The sequence below is a fragment of the Trinickia dabaoshanensis genome, assembly GCF_002879885.1.
In the GTDB taxonomy this organism is placed as follows: domain Bacteria; phylum Pseudomonadota; class Gammaproteobacteria; order Burkholderiales; family Burkholderiaceae; genus Trinickia; species Trinickia dabaoshanensis.
Genome location: NZ_PNYA01000027.1, coordinates 58,416 through 82,143, shown reverse-complemented (window position 1 = coordinate 82,143; position 23,728 = coordinate 58,416). Strand labels below are relative to the sequence as shown.

The 23,728-nt window shown below is 61.9% G+C and carries 17 protein-coding genes; 11 read left to right on the top strand and 6 right to left on the bottom strand.

What is annotated here, in order from left to right; genetic code table 11:
- Nucleotides 1-16: 16 nt before the first annotated feature.
- Nucleotides 17-2,278: a hybrid sensor histidine kinase/response regulator gene (locus C0Z18_RS25115; protein WP_102648157.1), complete on the top strand. Its 2,262-nt coding sequence runs from the start codon at nucleotides 17-19 to the stop codon at nucleotides 2,276-2,278.
- Nucleotides 2,235-3,074, top strand: a complete 840-nt coding sequence (locus C0Z18_RS25110) for a hypothetical protein (protein ID WP_102648156.1) — start codon at nucleotides 2,235-2,237, stop codon at nucleotides 3,072-3,074. The genes C0Z18_RS25115 and C0Z18_RS25110 overlap by 44 nt, the downstream gene beginning before the upstream one ends.
- 4 nt (nucleotides 3,075-3,078) lie before the next feature.
- Here C0Z18_RS25110 and C0Z18_RS25105 read toward each other — a convergent pair whose 3' ends face one another.
- Together C0Z18_RS25105 and arsC are read right to left on the bottom strand one after the other, a co-directional pair.
- Nucleotides 3,079-3,636 carry an NADPH-dependent FMN reductase gene (locus C0Z18_RS25105; RefSeq protein WP_102648155.1) on the bottom strand — a complete coding sequence of 186 codons (558 nt, stop codon included), beginning with the start codon at nucleotides 3,634-3,636 and terminating at the stop codon, nucleotides 3,079-3,081.
- An 811-nt stretch (nucleotides 3,637-4,447) separates the two neighbouring features.
- On the bottom strand, nucleotides 4,448-4,807 hold the full coding sequence (arsC, locus tag C0Z18_RS25095; RefSeq protein WP_102648153.1) for an arsenate reductase (glutaredoxin): 360 nt from the start codon (nucleotides 4,805-4,807) through the stop codon (nucleotides 4,448-4,450).
- A gap of 687 nt (nucleotides 4,808-5,494) precedes the next feature.
- Here arsC and parA point away from each other — a divergent pair.
- Complete coding sequence (parA, locus tag C0Z18_RS25090; RefSeq protein ID WP_102648201.1) at nucleotides 5,495-6,157, top strand: ParA family partition ATPase; 663 nt, start codon at nucleotides 5,495-5,497, stop codon at nucleotides 6,155-6,157.
- 24 nt (nucleotides 6,158-6,181) lie between these two features.
- Nucleotides 6,182-7,243, top strand: a complete 1,062-nt coding sequence (locus C0Z18_RS25085) for a ParB/RepB/Spo0J family partition protein (RefSeq protein ID WP_102648152.1) — start codon at nucleotides 6,182-6,184, stop codon at nucleotides 7,241-7,243.
- Between the two features lie 69 nt (nucleotides 7,244-7,312).
- Here the strand turns inward: C0Z18_RS25085 and C0Z18_RS25080 are convergent, their stop codons facing one another.
- Nucleotides 7,313-8,671, bottom strand: a complete 1,359-nt coding sequence (locus tag C0Z18_RS25080; RefSeq protein WP_102648151.1) for a replication initiation protein — start codon at nucleotides 8,669-8,671, stop codon at nucleotides 7,313-7,315.
- A gap of 1,835 nt (nucleotides 8,672-10,506) precedes the next feature.
- Here C0Z18_RS25080 and C0Z18_RS25070 point away from each other — a divergent pair.
- On the top strand, nucleotides 10,507-11,721 hold the full coding sequence (locus C0Z18_RS25070; protein ID WP_102648149.1) for a DNA-binding protein: 1,215 nt from the start codon (nucleotides 10,507-10,509) through the stop codon (nucleotides 11,719-11,721).
- A gap of 82 nt (nucleotides 11,722-11,803) precedes the next feature.
- On the opposite strand, the gene C0Z18_RS25065 is transcribed toward C0Z18_RS25070, so the two are convergent.
- Nucleotides 11,804-12,187: a DUF2471 family protein gene (locus tag C0Z18_RS25065; protein WP_102648148.1), complete on the bottom strand. Its 384-nt coding sequence runs from the start codon at nucleotides 12,185-12,187 to the stop codon at nucleotides 11,804-11,806.
- Between the two features lie 81 nt (nucleotides 12,188-12,268).
- On the bottom strand, nucleotides 12,269-12,883 hold the full coding sequence (locus C0Z18_RS25060) for a helix-turn-helix domain-containing protein (protein ID WP_102648147.1): 615 nt from the start codon (nucleotides 12,881-12,883) through the stop codon (nucleotides 12,269-12,271).
- A gap of 157 nt (nucleotides 12,884-13,040) precedes the next feature.
- On the opposite strand from C0Z18_RS25060, the gene C0Z18_RS25055 reads away from it, so the two are divergent.
- Both C0Z18_RS25055 and tdh read left to right on the top strand, forming a co-directional pair.
- Complete coding sequence (locus C0Z18_RS25055; RefSeq protein WP_102648146.1) at nucleotides 13,041-14,240, top strand: glycine C-acetyltransferase; 1,200 nt, start codon at nucleotides 13,041-13,043, stop codon at nucleotides 14,238-14,240.
- Between the two features lie 12 nt (nucleotides 14,241-14,252).
- The gene (tdh, locus tag C0Z18_RS25050; protein WP_102648145.1) at nucleotides 14,253-15,281 is read left to right on the top strand and encodes an L-threonine 3-dehydrogenase; all 1,029 of its coding nucleotides are present in this window, start codon (nucleotides 14,253-14,255) and stop codon (nucleotides 15,279-15,281) included.
- Here the strand turns inward: tdh and C0Z18_RS25045 are convergent.
- The gene (locus C0Z18_RS25045) at nucleotides 15,259-15,942 is read right to left on the bottom strand and encodes a YceI family protein (protein WP_102648144.1); all 684 of its coding nucleotides are present in this window, start codon (nucleotides 15,940-15,942) and stop codon (nucleotides 15,259-15,261) included. The genes tdh and C0Z18_RS25045 overlap by 23 nt on opposite strands.
- Before the next feature lie 141 nt (nucleotides 15,943-16,083).
- On the opposite strand from C0Z18_RS25045, the gene C0Z18_RS25040 reads away from it, so the two are divergent.
- The 4 genes from C0Z18_RS25040 (at nucleotide 16,084) to C0Z18_RS25025 (ending at nucleotide 23,510) form a co-directional block, all read left to right on the top strand.
- Nucleotides 16,084-16,761 carry a TetR/AcrR family transcriptional regulator gene (locus C0Z18_RS25040; protein WP_102648143.1) on the top strand — a complete coding sequence of 226 codons (678 nt, stop codon included), beginning with the start codon at nucleotides 16,084-16,086 and terminating at the stop codon, nucleotides 16,759-16,761.
- Nucleotides 16,762-16,770: 9 nt separating this feature from the next.
- Nucleotides 16,771-17,256 carry a nuclear transport factor 2 family protein gene (locus tag C0Z18_RS25035; RefSeq protein ID WP_102648142.1) on the top strand — a complete coding sequence of 162 codons (486 nt, stop codon included), beginning with the start codon at nucleotides 16,771-16,773 and terminating at the stop codon, nucleotides 17,254-17,256.
- Nucleotides 17,257-17,544: 288 nt separating this feature from the next.
- Nucleotides 17,545-18,006, top strand: coding sequence for a hypothetical protein (locus C0Z18_RS25030; protein WP_102648200.1), 462 nt, complete (start codon nucleotides 17,545-17,547; stop codon nucleotides 18,004-18,006).
- Nucleotides 18,007-19,052: 1,046 nt separating this feature from the next.
- Nucleotides 19,053-23,510, top strand: coding sequence for a response regulator (locus C0Z18_RS25025; RefSeq protein ID WP_102648141.1), 4,458 nt, complete (start codon nucleotides 19,053-19,055; stop codon nucleotides 23,508-23,510).
- Nucleotides 23,511-23,728 lie beyond the last annotated feature (218 nt).

Below are 23,728 nucleotides of genomic sequence, written 5' to 3'. Positions count from 1 at the left end.
TTGGACGACTACGAATATGACCCGACGGCTCGATGACTCCACGACGAAGGCCTTGCCTGAGGAATGGCAAGACGATTCGGCGGCGCTGGGTATGCCCGAGCCCGATTTTGCGGTCCGGCGCATCACATTGATCGCACTGCTCGCCGCCGCCATCATCCTGCCCGGCATTTATGCCGCCGCGATCGTGTATTCGAACTTTAGAGCGCGCGTGGCATCGGCGACCGACGCGACGGTTCGAACGGTGCGCATCGCCGAGGAACATGCGCTCAAAGTATTCGACTTGAACGAGACGCTCGACGCGCGCGTCGACGATTTGGTGCGCGGGCTCGACAACGATGCGATTCGCGCGCGCGAAGCCGATATCCACAACAAACTGCAAAGCATCGGTGGCGGTTATCCGCAAGTTGCCTCGGTATCGATCTTCGGCCCGGAAGGTCTACTGCTGGCAAACAGCCGCTATTACCCCACGCCGCGCGCTTCGATCGCGGCGCGCGACGATTTCGTCGGCATTCGCGGCGGGCACATCCTCGAGCATGTGTCCAAAGTGATGGTCTGGCATGCGGGCAGCGGCGAAGCCGTCTTCAATACGGGCATTGCCCGCCGAGGGGCAAATGGGGCGTTCGCGGGGCTCGTCTCGGTGGCGCTGCGCCGCTCGTACTTCGAATCGTTTTATCGGGACCTGCTAGGCGGCGAACGCGGCGCGATGACGGTGATGCTCACTCGCACGGACGGGGCCGTGCTCGCATCGTATCCGCCTCGCCCCGACCAAGCCGTGGTCTCGCCGACATTCGCCGCCGCGCTCGCGGCAGGCGCCCGGTCGGGCGTGCTTCGGCTTCCGGGCAGCAACGCCAAACACGGGCGCCACGACGGGCAAATCGTCGCATACCGGCAGGTCGGCAGTTATCCCGTGTACGTGTCGTGCGCGTATAGCGAATCGGCAATCTGGTCTGCCTGGTATCGCCGCGCGCTGGTGTTCGCCGCGTCCGTGTTTACGCCGTCGATCGTGCTTTGGTTCGTGCTCGCCTTCTCGCTCAAACGTTTGGCGGCGGAAAAACAAGCCTGGGAACGGTGGAAGGCCGAAGCGTCGATGCGGCGGTCGATCGAATCGGCCTATCGCCAATCGCGCAAGATGGAGGCGCTCGGCAATCTCGTCGGCACAGTCGCGCACGATTTCAACAATCTGCTGACGATCGTCGCGACGAACGTGCAAATCGTCCGCCGACGCGGCGTCTCGAGCATCGATCGCGAACTCGGCGCGATCGAGCGCGCCTTGAAAAGCGGTCAATCGCTGACGCGCCAACTACTCGGCGTCGCCCGCAAGCAGCCGCTGCGCAGCGAAACGATCGATCTGTCGCGCTGGATGGCCGCGAGCCGCGAACTGCTGCGCGCCTCGCTGGGCGCGAATGCCGCGCTCGTCATCGATATCGGCCGCGATGTCTGGCCGATCGACGTCGATAGCGCGGAGCTCGAGCTCGCGCTGATCAACGTTGCGGTCAACGCGCGCGACGCGATGCCCAGCGGCGGCCGCTTCACGGTACGTGCGACGAACGTGCGGCTGGAGCCCGAAGGCGGGTTCGCCCTGACCGGCGAGTTCGTGCAGATTTCATTGGAGGATACCGGAGCGGGCATGCCGGCCGAGGTGCTGGCCCACGCGTTCGAGCCGTTGTTCACGACGAAACCCAAGGGAATGGGCACCGGTTTGGGTCTGCCGCAAGTCTTCGCGTTTTGCGACCGTTCGGGCGGACTCGCGACGATCGATAGCGCGCCGGGTTCCGGCACCACGGTGCGCCTCTATCTGCCGCGCGCCCACGACGTGCCCGCGGCTGTCGCGCCACATCCGCAGCAACCCGTGCAGGACGTCCCCGCGGGGGGGCTGCACGTGCTGCTCGTGGAGGACAACGACGAAGTGGCGGCCGGGACGGAAGCGCTACTGCGAATGATGGGTCATCGCGTCACCTGCGCGTTCAATGCCGATGCAGCGCTGAAATTGATCGCCGAAGCGCTGACGCAACCGACCGATCCCTTCGATGTGGTGATTTCCGATATTCACATGCCGGGCACCGCCAACGGCATCGATTTGGCCGAGGCCGCGCAGGCGCTTGCCGAACCGCTGCCGGTGATCCTCATCACGGGTTACGCGCAAGAGCTCGAACGGGCGCGGAATGTCAACGTGCGTGTGCTGTCAAAACCTTTCGATATCGCCTTGTTGGAATCGATGCTTCAGACGATTCGACGTGAACGCGAAGTCCGCGCTCACGCGCACGGCAGGGCCAGTTGAGCGACGCGGCGCGAGTTTTGCGCACCGTATCGCAACCGGCATCGAGGAGGTCATCATGCAGCACACGGTCATCGCGTTTTTCGATACCTATCCGCAGGCGGAAGCCGCTCGCGACGCACTCGTCGCAGCCGGGATCGCGCCTGCCGATGTCACCCTGAAGGCAAAATGCGAGCCGACCTACGCGACCGATGCGACGACGGCCTATGAGTCGACGCCGGCAGCGAACGAAGGTCTGCTCGCGAGCATCGAACGCTTTTTCGAATCGCTGTTCGAAAGCGGGCCTCGCGAGCGAGAGCGCGCCCACTACGCCGAGGCGGTGCGCCGCGGGGCCGTCATGATCTGCGTGGACGCCGCAACGGATGGGCTCGCGCAACTAACGCGGACGACGCTGGAAGCGATGGGACCGCTCGATGTGGAAGAACGGGCGTCGACGTGGAGTCCCCCGGCCGGCGATGCCACCCGCTCGCATTCGCCGCTGGAAGAACTCGGGCTTAGGCCGAGCGTGCCTGCGCCACCGGCATCGCACGGCTCGGTATACACCTATGCTCGCGACGGCGCGGCCACATCGCCGGACACGGACGCAGCGGCCGCACGTACCGTCGTCACCGAGGCGACCGCTACGGCCGTCGCGGCGGGCTCGGCGCCGGGCATGGGAGCCGTCTTTGCGGCCGGGCATGCCAACCCGGCCCCGGCGCCCCAAACCGCCGCGCCGCCGCGCCCGAATGTGGTCCCCGACGAATACCTCCAAGACGAAGAAAGCTATCGCGGCGACGGGCCGAACTCCGGCCCGAGGTGAGCGATTACTTGCCGGCGCGGTGCCGTTGCACCCATGCCTCGAAGCGTTGCATGAAGGCGGTGAGGAATTTGCGCGTATCGTCGTTGCCGATCGCGCCGGAAGCGTCGAAGAACGCATCGGTATGCTTGAGGAATATCTCCGGCTGCCCCAGGGTCGGCACATCGAGGTAAGAGAGGACATTGCGCAAATGTTGCTGCGCGAGTGCCGTGCCGGTGGCGCCGACGGAAATCCCACACACGGCCGCCGGCTTATCCTTCCACGAGTTCGTCCCCCAGGGCCGCGAGCCCCAATCGAGCGCATTTTTCAGGACGCCGGGCATGGACCGGTTGTATTCGGGCGTCACGAACATGAGGCCGTCCGCAGCTTCGACGCGCGCCTTCAATTGCTTTGCCACGTCGGGGAAGTTCGAATCGTAGTCTTGGCTGTACAGCGGCAGCGTGCCGATATCGAGAAACGAAAACTCGAACTGGTCGCTCGCGAGTTTAGTCAGGGCATGTGCCAGTTGCTTGTTGAACGATTCGCGGCGCAAGCTGCCGACAACGACCTCGATCTTGTATGCCATGGTTCTTGCTCCTTTGAGTGAGAACGACGCACCGAAACGCATAGATTGGGCTCGGTCCTCCATCATAGCGGCCGGTGCGCACGCCTGCCGGCTCGTTTTTCCGTCAACCCACTAAACGCCCGGCGGGCTGTGGGTTCGCGCCACACTTTCCACAAAGTTTTCCACAGAAACTGTGGATAACTCGTCAATATCCCCCGCCGTTACGAATCGACACATATGTGTCGGAGCGATGACGTTGCGGTGCGACGTTTTCGTCCGGATTCGCGCCACTGGTACGTGGGACAAGCGACGAAGAACGCGGACAACGGTGAGTTCGAAGCGGCGGCGAAGAGCACCTGATTCGTCGCCGGAAACGTCGACGGAGTTCAAAAGCACGCTCGGTAGCTCGATTTTGGGCGGAAAGGATGTCAACGAAAACGTCTCGGCTTACGTGGCGTTCGAATCGGAGCGGAATACGGAAGCCGGGATGCTTGCTCTCGCCGCACGAACAGGTCACGGCAACCGCGGGTTGTGGTCGCGGTCAGGCTTTATTTATTTCGCGTGTTTCTTTCTTTCGCGATTGACGAAATTTGCGCAGTTGGGGCACTACGCCTTATTTGTTTTCTAACGAATATCACATACCCGTGCCGCCGCCGGCTGTTGCGGCCGTCGCGGCCATCGTGCGGGCCGGCGGCGAACTGATCTTCCGGATTTCTTTCCGATTTTGCAGTTGCTCGGTTGGCACGGGCAGTTCGCGGCGCCTGTCGTGACGCTGCGTCTCGATTCGTGCCGTTACTGCGTGGATCGATCCGATTGCACCGGCCGGGACCCTTCAGTCGAACAGGGCTTCGACGTTTTCCGGCGGCCGCGCGATGACGGCGCGGCCGTTGCGGACGACGATCGGACGCTGCAACAAAATCGGATGCTGGGCCAGCGCTTCGTAAAGCTGTTCGTCGCTGAGACCGGAATCGGCCAAGCCGAGATCCTTATAGGGCGCTTCGTTGTCGCGAATCATGTCGCGCACAGAGCCGCCGAGCATTTGATGGAGTGCTTTCAAAGCGTCCACCGACAGCGGTTCCTTTAGATATTCGACGACCCTCACTTCTTCGCCCGACTGATTGAGTCGACCGTCGACTAGCTCGCAAGCTCCGCGCGATTTCGAGCAGCGGGGATTATGGTAAATGGTGATCATTGTCGTAGTGCGTTTGCCTTTGGGACCGTTATTTTAATGGCCACGGGGCATCGGAAGCGACTCCGTCACCTCAGAGCGGCTTCCGCCGCGAACTTGTACTTCAACGCCGCTTGGACTTCAAAGGTGTTGGCTTCTGGGCATCCGCAGCGCCTGAGAGGATTCGAGCGGCGGGATGTTTATGCGCATAAAGACGAGCAGGCACCCTCTGCCGCGACGGTGGATGCGACCGTTCACAGCGCCCGGTCAATCCCGATCTCAAGGCAACCGATCTATCGACGCGAATAGTTCGATGAGCCACGCTAGGGCGGCGCAGAGCGGTACTACGTTCACCATCATGCGGATGGGCGTTCGCTGCGTGCCAACGCTATGACACGCGCAATCACAGCCCCTTCTGGAGTAGCTGCGGCTACATCGCGATGCACTCAGATCTGCCACGGTCGCACATCACCTCGCGCTCGTCGGAGCAACAGCCTTCGGCGATCGAGATTTGCATCGAGACGTTCGCTGACTCCAGCGCTAAGCCAACGATACGCGGATGCGCGCCTCCCTTGCCCGTCACTCGCTAACCACCATCTTTATGCGCATAAATCGTCGGCCGAACGGCCAATTCGTGGTGTCATCGCGACGAAATTATTGAAAATAAAAATATACAAGGTAAAATTCGGCGATCTGTTAAGGAGCGAAAAATTGGCAGCGGAAATCGTCGCGGTAACTCAACAGAAGGGCGGGGTAGGAAAAAGCACGATCGCCATGCATCTAGGCGCGGCTTTTCACGAAAGAGGTAAGCGCGTTCTTGTCGTCGACGCCGATGGCCAAAATACGCTAGTACATTGGGCCAGCGCTTCCGCTGACGGTGATACAGGCATTCCATTCCCGGTCGTGAACCTGTCCGAAGCGGGCGGGCAAATCCATCGGGAGATCAAGAAATTCATCGGCGACTACGATGTGATCGTGGTGGACTGCCCACCCTCTATCACAGAGAAAGTGTCGGGCGTTGTCCTCCTCGCTGCATCGATTGCCGTCATTCCAACCTCGTCATCGCCAGCCGATTACTGGTCGAGCGTCGGCTTGGTGAAACTCGTACAGCAAGCGCAGGTCATGAACGAGGACCTCCGCGCCGTGTTTCTGTTGAACAAAACCGAGGAGAAGCGGATGCTGACGCGCGAACTCAAGCGCGCGTTGGAAGACCTCGGCTTCCCCTTGTTGAAGACCCAGATCCCGACGCGTGAGGCCTACAAGCAGGCGATGGCGCTCGGGCAGACCGTATTGCAAATGACTGACCGCGGCGCGAAGCTGGCCGCCGCGGAAATCCGCGCTTGCGCGGAGGAAATAGCGTCCATGCTCCCCTGACTTTATGCGCATAAAGGACACCGAATGAAACCCTCCCAGTTCGCCAAAGGCTTCCAAGCGCGCCCCGATACCACGAGCAGCGAGAAGCGCACCGCCCTCGACCGGCTCAATGCGATCGATGACCTCGTTCAAAGCGATGGCGCACCGTCTGCGAAAACTGCGACGAAGCGAGCCGAAGCGCCGCTGCGCGCCGTCCCACCCGCGACGGAGGCCATCAACGCCAACGAATCGGCCGAATACCGCGCGTGGCGCGCAGTGAATGGTTATGAGCCCGGCCAGGTCATCGAACTCGATCTGAAGGCCATTAAGCCGAGCCCGTTCAATCCCCGGCATTTCTACCTGAAAGCGTCGATCGCCGAATTGGCCGTGAATCTCGCGAAGCAAGGGCAGCAACAAGCGATTCACGTCATACCCGACTACGCCAATGCGGGGACGTACTTCGTCAGCGACGGGGGCCGACGCGTCCGCGCCTTGAAAGAGGCCAACAAAGAAACGGTCAAAGCCGTTGTCGTCGATCTCCCGATCGGCATCGAAAGCTACAAGCTCGGTTACGATTTAAACGTTCAACGCGACTCGCAAACCGTCTTCGACAACGCCGTCGTCTGGCGCCGATTCCTCGACGAGCAGCATTTTCAAAGTCAAAAGGAATTGGCGGAGCATTTGGGACTCGACGAGTCGACCGTGGCCGTCGCGCTTTCTCTCGCCAAACTGCCGGAAGCGGTCATGCAGGAGATGGTTGGCCGCCCGGAGCGGTTCGGTTCGAACATGGCCTATCAGGTCGGCCGGTATTACTCGGCGCGGGGTGTCGAGTCGACGTTGCGCTTGATCAACCGCATCGTTTCCGACGATCTCAGCACGCGCCAAGTCGCGGACATCGTGAAGGGCAGGGCGAACCCAGAGGAGAACGTCAAACCCGCGACCCGCCAGCGCTACGCACAACGGATGGAAATCAAGCTCGACGGCGTTGCCGTGGGGGATTTGAAATCGTACGGCGACGACCGCCTAGAGTTGCGACTACGTGGGCTGTCTCGAGATAAGCGAGACGAGATTCTGCGGCAAATCGAACAGATGCTGCAGGCGAGCTGAGCGACCCCATCAAAATAATCCGCCGCGCCGGAGCGCGGCGGCAGGGTAAGCCGTCTCGAGCTTTAAACGTTATGCCGCGCGCGATTGGCTCAAGGTGAACGCCAATAGATCGCCGTCGGTCGGCTCGCCCCAGGTCTTACGCGCTAGCCAGTCGAAGAAGGCCGTTTCCCCGAGCTTCGAGCTCAGGCCCCGCCGGCGCCAATCCTCCCGCAGGTGGGACCCCAGTTGCGGGAGCATATCGTCCTCGAACGATTGCCGCGCCACCTCCTGTTCCGACTCACCTTGCTCCTCGTACAGCACGCGCGCCTCCTTCCGGCGGTAGGCCGCGTACTCGTCCAGCAACCGTGCCTTGAGCTCATCGGCCGGCACCGCAGCCGATATGGCCTTGCCTGCGCCCCCGGTAGGCTGATCGATGAGGTCGACCGCCGGAGCATACCCTTTCTTGAGCGCGTCCTTGAACAAAGCGGGAGCACTGCGAACGGGCGGCAGCGACGTGCTGCGCATACGCTGTTCCGTCATCTGCAATGCTGCTCGTATGCGGTTTTCCTCGCTATCCGCATACAGCGTCTGCGCTTCCTTGAGCGGGATACCGATCTTCACCATCCGATCGATCAGCGTGCTGTCGAAAACGTTCGGGTGCTCGTCGAGGGCCAGCATCGGCTGCTTGCGCTCGGTCACACGGAACTGGATTTCGGCGACGCGCCTGCCTTCGCGATGCTCGATCAGTTCCACGAAAATGTTCGTCACGGCGTTCACTTCAGCGATAGCCGGACGCAGATAGTCGCGCTTGAAATATTTGTACTCGCGCTTCGCTTCGTCGCCGGCTTCGGTATCGGGCGTTCCCGACAGAATCGGGCGCCACCAAGCCCACGACTCGCGCATCGTCAGATGGCTCGGATTCGTGAGATAGCGCACGCAGATCTCATACAAGGCGAGGCCCGCGCTGCTTCGCAGCTGGCTTTGAAACTGCAAGCTCAACCGTGCGTACTGCACCGGATCGAGCAGCTTCTTCTTGATCTTCGGCGCGAACGAAAACTCGACCCACACCCGCCTCGTAGCGGGATCTTCGAGAATTTCCGCGTCGGCGATCAGCGTGGAGATCCCCCACTTGCGGCCGGGCTTCTGGCTCGACGTGCCTTGGCTCCATTCCACCTGGACCGACACCATGCGCCGCAAATGCTCCTTCACGAGCGCGGTATCGTTCGAATCGAAAGCGGAGTTGGCGACGATGTCGGACAGGAGCGCACGATAGGTGTCGCCCGATTCGTCCGCCTGTTGGGCGACCGCCAACAACACGTTGAACAGCTTTCGTGTGAGCAACGTGATCTTGCCGCTTTTCGGCTGAATCGCGATCGCTTCGACGGCTTTTCGCAATTCGGCGGAGCTTGGACTTACCACATCGGTTTTCTTCGCGCGCTTCGTTGCCATGCGTCGGTCGGGAAAGAAAATTTCCGACAGGATACAGAGTGCGGTGATGGGCGTCTACAAGCACGCTCTCACCCTTCGCGGTGAAATGCGTCAGAACGCGCTGCCTCACCTCGATTGGCTCCCGCAAAGGCTCACCGGAACGCATATGGGAGGGCAAACGGCTCCTTTACGGCGCTTAGCGTTCACCGCCAAGCGTGCCTGACCGCCGTGCTCGAAGCGTGTTCGCGGCCTCCCGTATTCACTCACCACAAAAAATGTCGCTATTTAGCGACGGCAATTCGGCACTGAAATCGCCGATAGATTCGCACGCTCATCGACCGCGACCGGGCCACGACCGGGATCGCTGCAAGAATGCGACACCGGCCCCTCGCGAGGTCGCGCCGGAGCCCCGCTTCAGTCCCGCATTCGCCTATCGATATTCCGTACGCTCCATTGGCAAGCGATAGGGCAGGGCCGGCGGATGATAATGATTGGGAATAACGTCGTCCCGAAGAAGCTCACCTTCATCGGGACAGAAACGACCAACTGCCGGGCGCTTGGCCCATTGGAGCGCCTTCGACGTGGCATTCGGGTCCCGAAAACCTTCACCTGAACCGCTTTTATCGGCCGGCCGGACACCATTCCGCACCCAATGGCGGTGCTCCCGCAAACGCTCACCTTATCGGAGCATGCGCAACATTTCCCAAATAGATCCGATACTTAGCACCAGCGTGACGACCCGGTGCTCTTTCCTCACAGCTCCCGAATCGGCTCACCTTTTGGGGCCACGGCTCGGCGCAGCGAGGGCTACCGACTCATCCCGCAACGTCCCCGAAAACACTCACCTTTGTCGATTTCATCCCGCTTCGCGCCGGCTCACCAATGCGATAGCGCCTAGCTTTCCGTGAAAGTGGAGGCTAACTTCCTAAATGGCGCAGGTTCCCCAGCCCGTTCGCATCCCGAAAACGCTCACTTCAGAGTCGCAAGCGGATACTGGAGCCATGCCCGCGAACCGGCACCGCAGCGATCCCGAAAAGGCTCACCTCGACAAGAGATCGCGCGGAGCAACCGAGGCGACGAGCTACGAATCATCGATCCCGCTCCCGATAAGCCTCACCTTTGGCCCCTTTACGGCTCTGTCCGGCCGATGTTTTCCCGAAAAGCCTCACCCCGAAGACGCTTTTTTTCCCGCAACGCCTCACCCAAGCCATTTTTAACTGTCTCTCGACCCCGAAATTCGCCGTTTTTACCCGTCCCGCAACCGCTCACCGAAGGCAAACCGATCGAAGAAGCCGGCTCGCGCGCCCACGGGGGTTGCCGGCCTGCCAACTCCCGAAATCACTCACCTTCGAAGTTTTGGCATCGATCGTCCCTTCCTGAATCCCCTCACATCCTTTCCCGATACCTCTCACGGGTGTCCCTGAACCCCATCACGGACCGATCCCGCCAAAGCTCACGTCACCTCCCGCAAAGCTTCACCCAACCGGTCGGAGATCCTTGCCCAGCAAGGGTTTCACAAGGCGTTAACGTTTTTAACTAAGGTTCAAGGGTGTTTACTTAACTACTCTCAAGACGTGCCCCGTGTGTTCCCGAGACATACAGCAGACTAAAAAGAGCACCGCCGCGTGAAACAACGGCCGATACTGCAGCCCCTTCTAAAAAGCCTTTATCCCCAATAACTTATCCCACAATCCTCGCTTTGTTTCACGAAATTCCGACGACGCATGGCGATGGACGTAAGCCGCGACTATCATCTATGGGTCTTTCTGACATCCAGCCAACATTGACGCAATGAATGTATCATTCGATACGTGATCCGTTATTATTGATACGTTTAAAAGCCAATCACCGCGCCCATGACCCTCGACGAGCAACGCGAAGCCATCCGAAACGAACTTGAATCGTTGCGAAATACGGGCGCGCACCGACGCGAACTTTCGCTGCATGCCTGCAAACGATTGTTCTTCGATCTGGGAATCCGCCCGTCCGCAGCCGCCGTTCGCGAACTGACCCAAACCGGCAGCGCAAGCGATATCCCCAAAGATATCGACCATTTTTGGGAGCGCATCCGCGACGCGTCGCGCGTGAGGATCGGCGCCGGTGCAATTCCTCGAGGTCTCGAAGAGAAAGCAGGCGAACTCTTGGGTGCGCTGTTCGAGCACGCGCTTACGGAGGCAAAACTCACGCTCGAGGATGAGCGCAAACAGCTTGTCGATGCTTTGGCGCAAGCGCAGAGCACTGAGCGCGAAGCGCAAATCCGGCAACAACTAGCCAATGAAGCCGTGCAGCGCAGCGAAGCCCGAGCGCAAGAGGCCTTGGAACGCGCGCAGATGCTCGAAGCGCAAGTCAGCGCGTCCATGGCCAAACGCACGAGCAGCGAAGATGCGCTGCAAGCGACGGTCGTTCGATTGGAAACCGAACGCGCACGCCTGGAGCAACAGCTCGAGACGGAGCGGGCCGCCAATGCCGCCTTGCGCGAGCGCATCGATTCGCTGCATCAAGAACTGCGTCAGAGCACGGAACACTATGCGACACAAATCAAAGACGCCATTTCGGAAGCCGAACGGCGCGTGAAGCCCATGCTCGTGGAACTCGATTCGTTGCGCACGATGGCCGCGACCTATCAAGCCGGCATACGTGACGCGAGTCGGAAAGAGTTCGATTTCATTCAGCAACTTAGCGCGGCAAAAGGGCGAGGCGATCGCCTTGAAGCGCAAGTGCGCGAGCAATCGGACGAAATCGATGCGCTAACGCGCGAGCTTGCCGCATCCCAAGAACGCGGCGCGTTTTCGCCCGAATTGGCCGCGTTGCTGCGTGGCTGGGCGGAAACGGGGAGACTCGACGATGCCGACTTTGCGGCGCTCGGTACGACGGCCGACGCGCTCGCGCAGATTCCGGCACATTGTCCGAAGTGCGTCGATGGCGAGCCCGAACTCGCACGCGCCGACGATGGCTTCGAGCTGCTGTGTCCCGAGTGCGATCATTCGTCGGGGATCAAACGATCGCGGCTCGAGGCGGTGACGCGTTTCATGCTTGCCGCGCGCATCGACGACTCGAACATAAACGCTTGATTTACCTTTGATTGCACCAGTCCTCTTCAAGAGGTGAGGCTTTTCGGGACTCTTGAGGTGAGCCGTTACGGGAGTCTCGGCGTCATTGCCCTACGCCCCGAGGCTGGCGCGGCGCGTCTTGGCGATGTGTCCTCTTATCGGGCGACGGCGCGTTTTGCGCGTCTTCATAGGCCGCTACCGCGAACGCGAACGCCATCGGCAAAGCGTTCGATTTACCGAACGTCGCCGGGTCGTCCGTTTCGGGGTACGTCATATCTTCCGGGCGCTTGAACAAATCGAGCACGTCGGCTTCATGCCGACTAGCAAACCCGAGGTCCGCCAGCGCTTCCGCTTCGATCCCGTGCAATAACCGCCACGTCAGCGGTACGCCTTGGACGACATAGCGTCCCGCGATATGACGGACGATGTGGTCGAGGTCGCGCGCCGCGGCCTGAAAGCGCAGCGCGGCAAGATCGTTTTCTTTCATGGCCGCTCTCCGAATATCGAGATACTGTGGAAATATACAGTATTCGGACGAGGCGGCCAAACCTCCTTGCCTCGTCAGCGACTAACCATGAATGACGACGAGCAGCGCTTTCGCTTCGGCTTTGCCGGCATTGCGAATTGCATGAGGCACATCGGCCTGGTAGCGGGCCGTATCGGCGAGTTTGAGTCGCTTGGTCTCGCCCGCGCTTTCGATTTCGATCGAACCCGCGAGCACGGTGAGATGCTCGCGCGTACCGGGCTCGTGGGCGTTCGACGTCAGTGCGCCGCCCGGCTGCAACGTCAATTCATACCATTCGAATTTGCCCGCCAGCTCGATAGGCCCCCAGACGCGTAGCTGGTATTTGGCTTCGTGTCCGTCGAGCGTGGGGATCTCGTGCGGTCCCGAGACGGCGATCGTTTCGGGCGCGCGCTGGGCGGCAAACAATTGATCGAGGCTTACCCCGAGCGCGTTCGTGAGTCGCCACGCCACGGCGATCGTCGGATTGGCCTTGTCCCGCTCGATTTCGGAAAGCATCGACTTCGAGACGCCGGCCGCCCGCGACAAGTCGTCCAGCGTCAGTTTTCGCTCCATGCGGAGCCGCTGAATGTGCTCCCCGACGCGAGGCGGTGCCAAGGCGGCAACGGATCCGGCTTGAGCGGGTGCGGGCGCGGTGCGCCGATTGGCGGAGCTTGCCATTTTGTTTTCGATCGCTTAAAGTCGTTCGCTATATCGAACTTGTGTTCGGAAAATTGGAATTGTTCGGCAAAACCGGACAACCGACTATAACAGCAATAGACGGCTGCCTTGCCCGCCATCCGGCGCAAGCGCCACCCTTCCCGTCAGGAGCGAACCGATGCGCGACACTTTTCTCGGCCACTTGCGCGGCACGATCGATCAGATCCGAGCCGATGGCTTCTATAAAACCGAACGCGTGATCGCGAGCCCGCAATCGCCCGACGTGCATCTCGCCAGCGGTGAAGACGTCCTCAATTTTTGCGCCAACAACTATCTCGGGCTCGCGAACGATGCGCGCTTGATCGCGGCCGCGAAAGAGGGACTCGACAAGGACGGTTTCGGCATGGCCTCCGTGCGCTTCATCTGCGGCACGCAGACGGTGCACAAGGAACTCGAGCAGGCGTTATCCGCCTTCCTCGGTACCGAGGACTGCATTCTGTATTCGAGCTGCTTCGACGCGAACGGGGGCTTGTTCGAAACGCTAACCGACGAAACCGACGCGATCATCAGCGACGAACTCAATCACGCGAGCATCATCGACGGGGTCCGTTTGTCGAAGGCCAAGCGTTATCGCTACAAGAACAACGACCTGGCCGATCTCGAAGCGAAGTTGCGCGAGGCCGATGCCGCCGGCGCGCGCTTCAAGCTGATCGCCACCGACGGTGTTTTTTCGATGGACGGCATCATTGCCAACCTCGCCGGCATCTGCGATTTGGCCGACCGTTACGGCGCGATCGTGATGGTCGACGATTCGCATGCGGTCGGCTTCATCGGCGAGCACGGCCGCGGCACGCCCGAGTTTTGCGGTGTGCAAGGACGCGTCGACATCATCACGGGCACGCTCGGCAAAGCGCTGGGCGGCGCCTCGGGCGGATACGTCGCGGCACGGCGCGAAGTGGTCGAGCTATTGCGCCAGCGTTCGCGGCCCTACCTCTTTTCCAATACGCTCACACCGAGCATCGCGGCGGCTTCTCTCGAAGTGCTCGAATTGCTCGCAAGCGACGAAGGCGCGCAATTGCGCCGGCGCGTCCGCGCCAACGGTGAGCGTTTTCGGGAGGCGATGAGCGCGGCGGGCTTTACGCTCGTACCGGGTCAACACCCGATCATTCCCGTGATGCTCGGCGATGCATCGGTTGCATCGAAGATGGCCGATGCGCTCCTCGCGGAAGGCGTCTATGTGATCGGTTTCTCGTATCCCGTCGTGCCGAAGGGCCGCGCCCGTATCCGTACGCAAATGAGCGCGGCGCATACCCCGGAGCAAATCGATCGCGCCGTCGATGCGTTCACGCGCGTGGGCCGCTCGCTCGGCATCGTTTAAGGAGCCCCGAACATGAAGGCACTCGCCAAACTCGAACGCGCGCCCGGGCTCACCCTGACGCAAGTAAACAAGCCCGAAGTGGGCCACAACGATGTCATGATCCGCATCAAGCGCACGGCGATATGCGGCACCGACATTCATATTTGGAAATGGGACGACTGGGCGCAAAAGACGATTCCCGTGCCGATGCACGTAGGCCACGAGTACGTCGGTGAAATCGTCGAAATGGGACAAGAGGTGCGAGGCTTCGCCATTGGCGATCGCGTCTCGGGCGAAGGACATATCACGTGCGGCTTCTGCCGTAACTGCCGTGCGGGCCGGCGTCATCTATGCCGCAACACCATCGGCGTCGGTGTGAACCGGGAGGGCGCATTCGCCGAGTATCTCGTGATTCCCGCCTTCAACGCCTTCAAGATTCCCGACGAAATCTCCGACGATCTCGCCGCGATCTTCGACCCGTTCGGCAACGCGACGCACACCGCGCTGTCGTTCAACTTGGTCGGCGAGGACGTGTTGATCACCGGAGCGGGACCCATCGGCATCATGGCCGTGGCGATCGCGCGGCACGTCGGCGCGCGCAACATCGTGATCACCGATGTGAACGAATACCGGCTCGGCCTCGCGCGCAAGATGGGCGCCACGCGAGCCGTCAACATCTCGAAGGAGTCGTTGCGCGACGTCATGAGCGAGCTGCACATGACGGAAGGGTTCGACGTAGGCCTCGAAATGTCGGGTGTGCCCAGCGCATTCACCGGCATGCTCGAGGCGATGAACCACGGCGGGAAAATCGCGTTGCTCGGTATCCCGCCCGCGCAAACCGCTATCGACTGGAATCAGGTGATTTTCAAGGGGCTCGAAATCAAGGGCATTTACGGGCGCGAAATGTTCGAGACTTGGTACAAGATGGTGGCGATGCTGCAAAGCGGCCTCGATCTCTCGCCGATCCTCACGCACCGCTTCGCGGTGGACGACTACCAAGAAGCGTTCGCCACCATGCTCTCCGGTGAAAGCGGCAAAGTCATTCTGGATTGGACGGTGTAGCGCTCGAGCGTCGCTCGAACTCGGCTTCGATGCGCACTTGCACGTCGTTGCCGACCGCGGGATACCAGGTCGCCAATCCGAACTGCGCACGGCTGAACGCGCCGTGCGCGGAAAATCCCAGTGTATCCGCGTGCGTGAGCGGGTTGCGTCCATAGCCGTTGAACGTCACGTCGAGCGTGACCGGACGCGTCACCGTCCGAATCGTCAAGTCTCCTTCCAGCTTGCCTTGCGCCGGCCCGGTCCTCACGAAGTGGTTGCCGACGAAACGAATCGTCGGGAACGTCGCCGCGTCGAACATGTCGGCGCCCTTCACCATCTTGTCGAGCAACGGCACTTTCGTATCGACGCTGGCAGCGTCGATCGAGATGTCGGCCGTGCTGGCTTCCAGCCCGCCTGGCTTCCATTGAAGCGTGCCGTGCGCGCGGTCGAAACGCATCACGAAGCGCGAGTACTTCAAGTGCTCGACGTCGAACGTGATGCTCCAATGATCGGCATCGAGCGCGTATTCGCCAACAGGCACCCCAGCCTCGTCGGCGGATACCGTGTGCGACACGACCTGTAGCGGCGTACAGCCCGGCATCGCGAGCGCACCCATCGCCAGCGCGGCCGCGCTCAGCATCGCCCGATGCATCAACCAGCGCTTGATCGTCGTCACCTTCATTGCTTTCCTCTTCGTCGTTACTCGCAATCGCCGGCCGCGCCGTACCGCCCGCTCGGCTCCCGTAAAACTTCACCTCGGGGCGATAGCTTATATGCAGGCATCGTATTGACAAAGGAGAATGATCGTTCTACCTTTGTCGGCATGAAAACAGCAACCGACGATTCGCCACCGGCCATACGCGATGCCGATCCAAAAACGCTCCCGGGCCCGCGCGACCGGCTGCTCGACGCGGCGGAGGCGCTGATCTATGCGGGCGGTATTCATGCCACCGGGGTCGATGCGATCGTTCGCGCTTCGCAGGCGACCCGCAAGAGCTTTTATGCGTACTTCGAATCGAAGGATGCGCTCGTGGCCGCGGCGCTCGAGCGACGGCATCTGCGGTGGATGGACTGGTTCGAACAGAGCACGCGGCGCAAGGGGAACTCGCCCGGCGGCCAATTGCTCGGCATGTTCGACGTCTTGCGCGAATGGTTTGCCTCGCCCGGCTTTCACGGATGCGCGTTTCTCAATGCATCCGGCGAAATCGCTTCGCCCGCCGATCCGATTCGGATCGTTGCCCGCGAGCACAAGGCAGCGCTGCTGCGCTTTATCGAAGCATGCTTCGCGGCGTTCGCCGAGGAGCACGGTATCGATGCGCGTCAAGCCACGGCGCTCGCGCGGCAATGGCTCGTGCTCGTCGACGGCGCGATCGGCGTTGCGCTCGTGAGCGGAGCGGCCGATGCCGCCGACGACGCGCAAGCCGCCGCGCGTCAATTGCTCGATCATGCGGCGTCGATGCCGCGACCGCGCGCTTCCAAGGCGAAGCGCGTATCCACCTAGGAGAAGCGTATGTCGGATAGTAGTCCTAATGAAATGCGGCCGCCGTTGCCGCCCTTCACGCTCGAAACCGCGAAACAGAAAGTGCGGGCGGCCGAGGACGGTTGGAACTCGCGCGACCCCGAGCGTGTCGCGCTGGCCTACACGCCGCAAAGCGTATGGCGAAACCGGGCCGAATTCGTGACCGGGCGCGCGCAGATCGTCGCCTTCTTGCAGCGCAAATGGGCCAAGGAACTCGACTACCGCCTCATCAAGGAACTGTGGGCGCACGACGGCAACCGCATTGCCGTTCGCTTCGCCTACGAGTGGCACGACGATTCCGGCAACTGGTTTCGCTCGTTCGGCAACGAGAACTGGGAGTTCGACGAACGAGGCTTGATGGCGCGCCGTTTTGCGTGCATCAACGATTTGCCGATTCGCGAAAGCGAACGTCTGTATCGTTGGCCTCTAGGCCGGCGGCCCGACGACCATCCCGGCCTCTCCGATTTGGGCCTTTGAGCGCGCGAGCCCTCCGATAAGGTCGGCGGTATGAGTCTTCGGTGTGAGTCTGCGGTCTGAGTCTTGCTCGCCTGCCCGCGCTCGAGTCGGGCCTCTAATCATCGCGTCGTCAACATTGCTGTAGTAGAGTGCGCGACGAACGGCGCAAAGCCGAGAGAACGGGACGACAGACGACAACCACGCCGGCTCCGACCGGCAAACGGAGAGGACATGCGTTTGAGGATGGCGGCTGCGCGCCGCATCGGCGCGCGCGCGGCGAAGGCGATATCGGCGGTCGTGCTTGGCACGATGGCGTCCATGATGGTGTCCACGCAAGCGCATGCGGCCGATTGGTGTGGAGGCGGCCTGTGGGTCGATGCGATGATCGCGTCGCATCACATTCATCCGAAGCAATCGTTCGAGGACGTCAACCCCGGATTGGGCGTGGAGTGTTGGCTCAATGGTCAATGGGCCGTCACGGCCGGGGGATTTCGCAATTCGCTTTCCCATCCGTCGTGGTACGGCGGTGGGGTATGGGCGCCCGAATTCGCCCATTGGGGCTTCGTGCGCTTAGCCGTGATGGGCGGCCTGATTTCCGGATACAACTACGGCAGTTATGGCTTCGGCCATGATCATTCGATCGGGCCAGTGGCCGCGCCCGTCGTCATGGTCGTATATAAGCGCGTGGGCATGAACTTCATCCTCATCCCGCCAATCCCGTCCGACAACCTGCCGTTCACCATCGGGTTTCAGTTGAAAGTCGGGTTTTGACCGCTCCTGAAAAAGCTCACTATCCCGAAAAGACTCACCTCATCGCGGTATCGATAGCGTCAACGACAGCGTCACCGGCATCGCGTTCGACGACTCCCGTCGATCAAATGCGCCTTGCAGAAGCATCAGAGCCGCTCTTGTCCGAAAAGCCGTTCGCCTCGGCTCGCCGAGGGATCGGCAACCTGTGGTGAGTGTTTTCGGGAGATGAGGCCTGTGTTCGAACGATTGCCCCCGTATCGCGCTTCCATCCCCGGATGCGCGATTTAGGCGGCTTGAGGTGAGTGTTTTCGGGAAGTGGCGGACGCAGTAGGCCCGGACCTTCACGCCAAGTGTCATCGGCCCGCCCAATACGGCAAAGGACTTTCCGATTCCGAGAAGGTGAGCGTTTTCGGGAGTCGCCGGATGCGCTTGCCGCGGCCTTTGCCAGGTCGCGTGACTCGAGTCGCAGTGAGGTGAGCTTTTGCGGGAGCAGTACCCGCCAAATCGAGAAGCCCGGGGCCCGCCGACAAGCCCGTGGTTGAAACGGGCCGTGCGGCGACAGGTATGTCGTTGCTTCACCCGCCGTGCAAAAAGGAAATACTTCCACGCGCGGTTCTTTCGACGCTCGCCCGCGCGCCATGCGCACGCGACACAGCGCAGAGTGCGACGCAAATCCATGCCAGTGCTTGATCCGACGTGATCTGTGCGCGCCTGCGGCCAACGCCTGCCGCTCGACGCCGACCGCTCCATCATCGATGCCCGGCCATGGCATGCGCCGTGCTTTCTTTTCCCGATCGAGCATTCGTGTCGCCGCTTTTGAGGCGAACGTAAGGAGCAAGTGCGCCCCATGAATTCGTCAACGCGCTGCGGTGTCTGCTCCCTTACGATCGGTCTAGGTTCCCGATGCTTTGCGCCGTGCTGCAATTTGCACGGCGGGCGAATGGGTCGCGGCGCGATTCCCCAACCTCCCGGTTACGACTCGACGCGCAAGCCCGGCAACCGACCGACGGCTGTTGGCTTTTGCGTGCCTGGTGCATATTTTTGCCGAATCGGAATAGGGAACCCCTATGAGCGACGCATCTAGCATGTTGCCCAACGAAGACACCAACGATTTCCTCTCGGGGGGCGGAGAGCTCGGTAGGCTCATCCGCGCTCAGGATTGGCGCGAGACGGCGCTCGGCGATCCCGCGCATTGGCCTCGAAACCTGAAGCTCGCGCTGCGCATCATCCTCAATTCGCGCCAGCCGATGTGGATCGGCTGGGGTTCGTCGCTGATCTATTTTTATAACGACGCTTATCAATCGATCATCGGCGGCAAGCATCCGTGGGCGCTCGGACGTCCCATCGCCGAAGTCTGGCGCGAAATCTGGGACGACATCGGCGGGATGCTCGAACTCGCCATGAGCGGCCGCGAGGCCATCTATGTCGAAGCGCAGCCTCTGATCATGGAGCGCAACGGCTATCGCGAGGAAACGTATTACACGTTCTCCTACAGCCCGATCCCGAACGACGACGGCACCATTGGCGGCATCATCTGCGCCAACACCGACGATACGCAGCGCGTGATCGGCGAGCGCCAGCTTGCCCTGTTGCGCGATCTCGCCGCGGGTGCGGCCGACGCGCGTACTTGGCAAGATGCCAGCGAACGCAGTGTCGCCGCGCTGGAGCGGCACACGCGCGATTTGCCCTTCGCCCTGCTCTATCTCGCGCCGTCGGGGGCGGACGACATCGTGCTCATCGCGGCCTCGGGCATCGAGGCCGGGCACGAAGCGGCGCCGGCACGCCTGCCCGAGGATCGTGCAGTTCCGTGGCCGGTGCATGAGGCGTTGCGCACGCATCGGCCCGTTCTCGTGCCGAACCTGAGAGAGCTCGTCGCATCGCCGCTGCCGGCCGGACCGTGGCCCGAGCCGCCCACGCAGGGTGTCGTAATGCCGATCCTGCCGTCGGGCGAGAGCGGTCACGCCGGGGCGCTCGTCGTCGGTTTGAATCCCTTCCGCTTGTTCGATGAGCCTTATCGCGGGTTCTTGAATCTCGTCGCCGGCCAGATCGGAGCAGCCGTCGCTCACGCGCAAGCTTACGAGGAAGAGCGCCGGCGGGCCGAGGCGTTGGCCGAAATCGACCGCGCGAAGACGGCGTTTTTCTCTAACGTCAGCCACGAATTTCGCACGCCGCTCACGCTCATGCTCGGGCCAATCGAAGATGCGCTCGGCGATACGAGCGATGCGGCGCTTGCCGCGGCGCAGCGGCAACGTCTCGTGACGGCGCATCGAAATGGCTTGCGCCTGCTCAAGCTCGTCAATTCGCTGCTCGACTTTTCGCGGATCGAGGCGGGACGAGTGGTCGCCGCGTTCGAGCCGACGGATCTCTCCAAACTGACGGCCGAGCTTGCATCGAACTTCGAATCGGCGACCGAACGCGCGCGGCTCTCGCTGTCGATCGAGTGTGAACCGCTCCCGCAACCCGTCTACGTCGACCGGGACATGTGGGAGAAGATCGTCTTGAATTTGCTGTCGAACGCGTTCAAGTTCACGTTCGAAGGCGAAATCGGCGTTATCGTGCGTCCGTGCGGCGACGGCACCGCCGCTGAAGTGGTCGTGCGCGACACGGGGGTAGGCATCCCCGCGCGAGAATTGCCGCGACTGTTCGAGCGGTTTCATCGGGTGGAGGGGCAACGCAGCCGCTCGTTCGAAGGATCGGGTATCGGGCTCGCGCTGGTTCAAGAGTTGGTCAAGCTCCACGGCGGCACCATCACGGTGAGCAGCGAGGTGGGGCACGGAACGTCGTTCGTCCTTCGGCTACCGTTCGGTTATGCGCATTTGCCGGCGGAGCGCGTGGGTTCCGCGCTCACGCCGTCGCAGCGCTCGGCGCGTGCCGACGCCTATGTGGAAGAAGCGCTGCGCTGGCTCCCGCTCGATGACGAATTGGGCGGCGAGACCGAGGACGACGCATCGATCGAACGCGCGGACGACATACCGGAATGGTCGTTCGGCAGCGGTACGGTAGGCGCGCGCGTGTTGGTCGCCGACGATAACGCCGACATGCGCGATTACGTGGGCCGCATGCTGAGGACTCGTTGGGAGGTGGAGACGGTGCCCGACGGTCAAGCCGCGCTCGACGCGATTCGGCGGTGCAAGCCCGACCTCATCTTGAGCGACGTGATGATGCCCGTGCTCGACGGCTTCGGCTTGTTGCGCGAGATTCGCGGCGACGCCCAATTGCGCGATTTGCCGTTCGTCATGCTGTCGGCGCGCGCGGGCGAAGAGGCGCGCGTCGAAGGACTCGAATCGGGCGCCGACGATTACCTGACGAAGCCGTTCTCGGCGCGCGAACTGATGGCACGCGTCAATGCCAACTTGGAGATGGCGCGCTTGCGGCGCAACGCGACGCGCGAGTTGCTCGAAAGCGAGGCGCGCTTCCGGAACATGGCCAACCATGCGCCCGTGATGATGTGGGTCAGCGAGCCTAGCGGATCGCTGACGTACCTGAACCGGCTGTGGTGCGAGTTCACGGGCCAGGCATTGGAAGACGCATTGGGCGCCGGTGCCTGGGCGGCATTGCATCCCGAAGATCGTAAGCAGTACGAAGCTTCTTTCGCGGCGGCCACTAGTCGTAGCGAACCGTTCAGCGCCGAGTGCCGGGTCCGGCGCTCGGACGGGGTTTATCGCTGGGCGCTCAGTGCCGCGGCCCCGCGCTTTAGCGACGATGGCGCGTTTCTCGGCTACATCGGTTCCATCATCGACATCACGCATCGCAAAGAAGCCGAGCATATTTTGCGAGAAGCGAACGTGGTCCTCGAGCGGCGCGTCGCAGCCGCGATCGCCGAGCGCGTGCATACCGAAGCGCAGCTGCGGCAGGCGCAAAAGATGGAAGCCATCGGCAAGCTGACGGGCGGCGTGGCGCACGACTTCAACAACGTTTTGCAAGTGATTGCGGGCAATCTCCAGTTGTTGAGCCGCGACGTGGCCGGCAATTTGCGCGCGGAGCAGCGCTTGCAGACAGCGATTGCGGCGACTTCGCGGGGCTCGCGTCTTGCCTCGCAGTTGCTGGCATTCGGCCGTAGGCAGCCGCTTTCGCCGAAGAGCGTCAACCTGGGCCGGCTCATTCGCGGCATCGACGATATGCTGCGGCGCTCGCTGGGCGAAGGCGTGGAGATCGAGACGATCATCGCGGGCGGCCTCTGGAACACGTTCGTCGATACCGTCCAGGTCGAAAACGCGTTGCTCAATCTCGCGATCAACGCGCGCGACGCCATGCAAGCGCAAGGCAAGCTCACGATCGAAGCCGGTAACGCCTTTCTCGACGATACCTACGTCGCGCGTCACACCGACGTCGCGGCGGGGCAGTATGTCATGGTGGCGGTGACCGATACCGGATGCGGGATTCCCTCGGAGCTGCTCGAGCGCGTATTCGAGCCTTTTTATACGACCAAGCCCGAGGGGCAAGGCACGGGCCTCGGCCTGAGCATGGTGTATGGTTTCGTCAAGCAATCGGGCGGGCACATCAAGATCTACAGCGAAGTGGGACATGGCACCACCGTGCGTATCTACTTGCCGCGCGCGCAGCAGCCGGAGGAGGTCGAAACCGATCTCGAAACGGGGGCGATCACCGGCGGCAACGAGACGGTGCTCGTCGTCGAGGACGATGAGGATGTGCGTGGAACCGTGGTCGATCTGCTTTCCGAACTCGGCTACCGCGTGCTGAGAGCGAAGGACGCGCAAAGCGCGATGGCGATCGTCGAGAGCGGCGTGCCCATCGATCTGCTGTTCACCGACGTGGTGATGCCCGGGCCGCTCGGCAGTCCTGAACTGGCCCGTAAGGCGCGCGAACGCCTGCCGAATATCGCCGTTCTGTTCACCTCCGGCTACACCGACAACGCGATCGTGCACGGCGGCCGCCTCGACGAAGGGGTGGACCTGCTCAGCAAACCGTATAGCCGAGAAGCGATGGCGCGCAAGATTCGCTATGTTCTGCGCAACCAAGCGCGCGCTCAACCGGTGCCGGTCGAGACGCCGATTCTGCCCGCGCCGGCGCAAGAAGTCGTGCCGGACGCAGCGCGGGTGCCCGCGCGCGTGCTGCTCGTCGACGATGACGCCATGGTTCGCTTCACGACGGCCGATATGCTCAGCTACCTCGGTCACGCCGTGACGGAGGCGGGCGATGCGACCGACGCGTTGCGGTTGCTCAGCGAGCACGCCTTCGACGTGATCGTCACGGATATCTCGTTGCCGGATTTGTCGGGCGACGAACTCGCGATGCGGGCCCTCGCATTGCAGCCGGGTTTGCGCGTGATATTCGCGACGGGCTACGACGCGTTGCCCGAGGACAGCGATCACCAAGCGCTTGCCGGCGCGATGCTGCTGCGCAAGCCCTATAACAAAGAGCGAATCGAGGAAGCGATGAATGCGGCGATGGCCGCGCGTCTGGCCGCGGGCGCCTCGCGTGCGGCCATCGAGCAGCGGGCCATACCGGCCCTTGCTTCCAACGAGAGCGAGAAGGAGAAGGCGAAGCGCATGCCATCGATTTGAGATACGCTTTCCCGGCTTCGAAAGCAACGCGAAGCGACGAACGGTGAGAAGATTCGGGAGCGATGCGGCCGATGGCGATCGCGCCGGATAGCATCCCGAAAAGACTCACCTATTAGCGCGGTCGAGCGCAGTAAGGTGAGTCTTTTCAGGAGCGCGCGACTCGATGTCTTTTTTGCCTGCGGAGGCAAGCGCTGGCAGCATTAATCGGACTTTGTTGT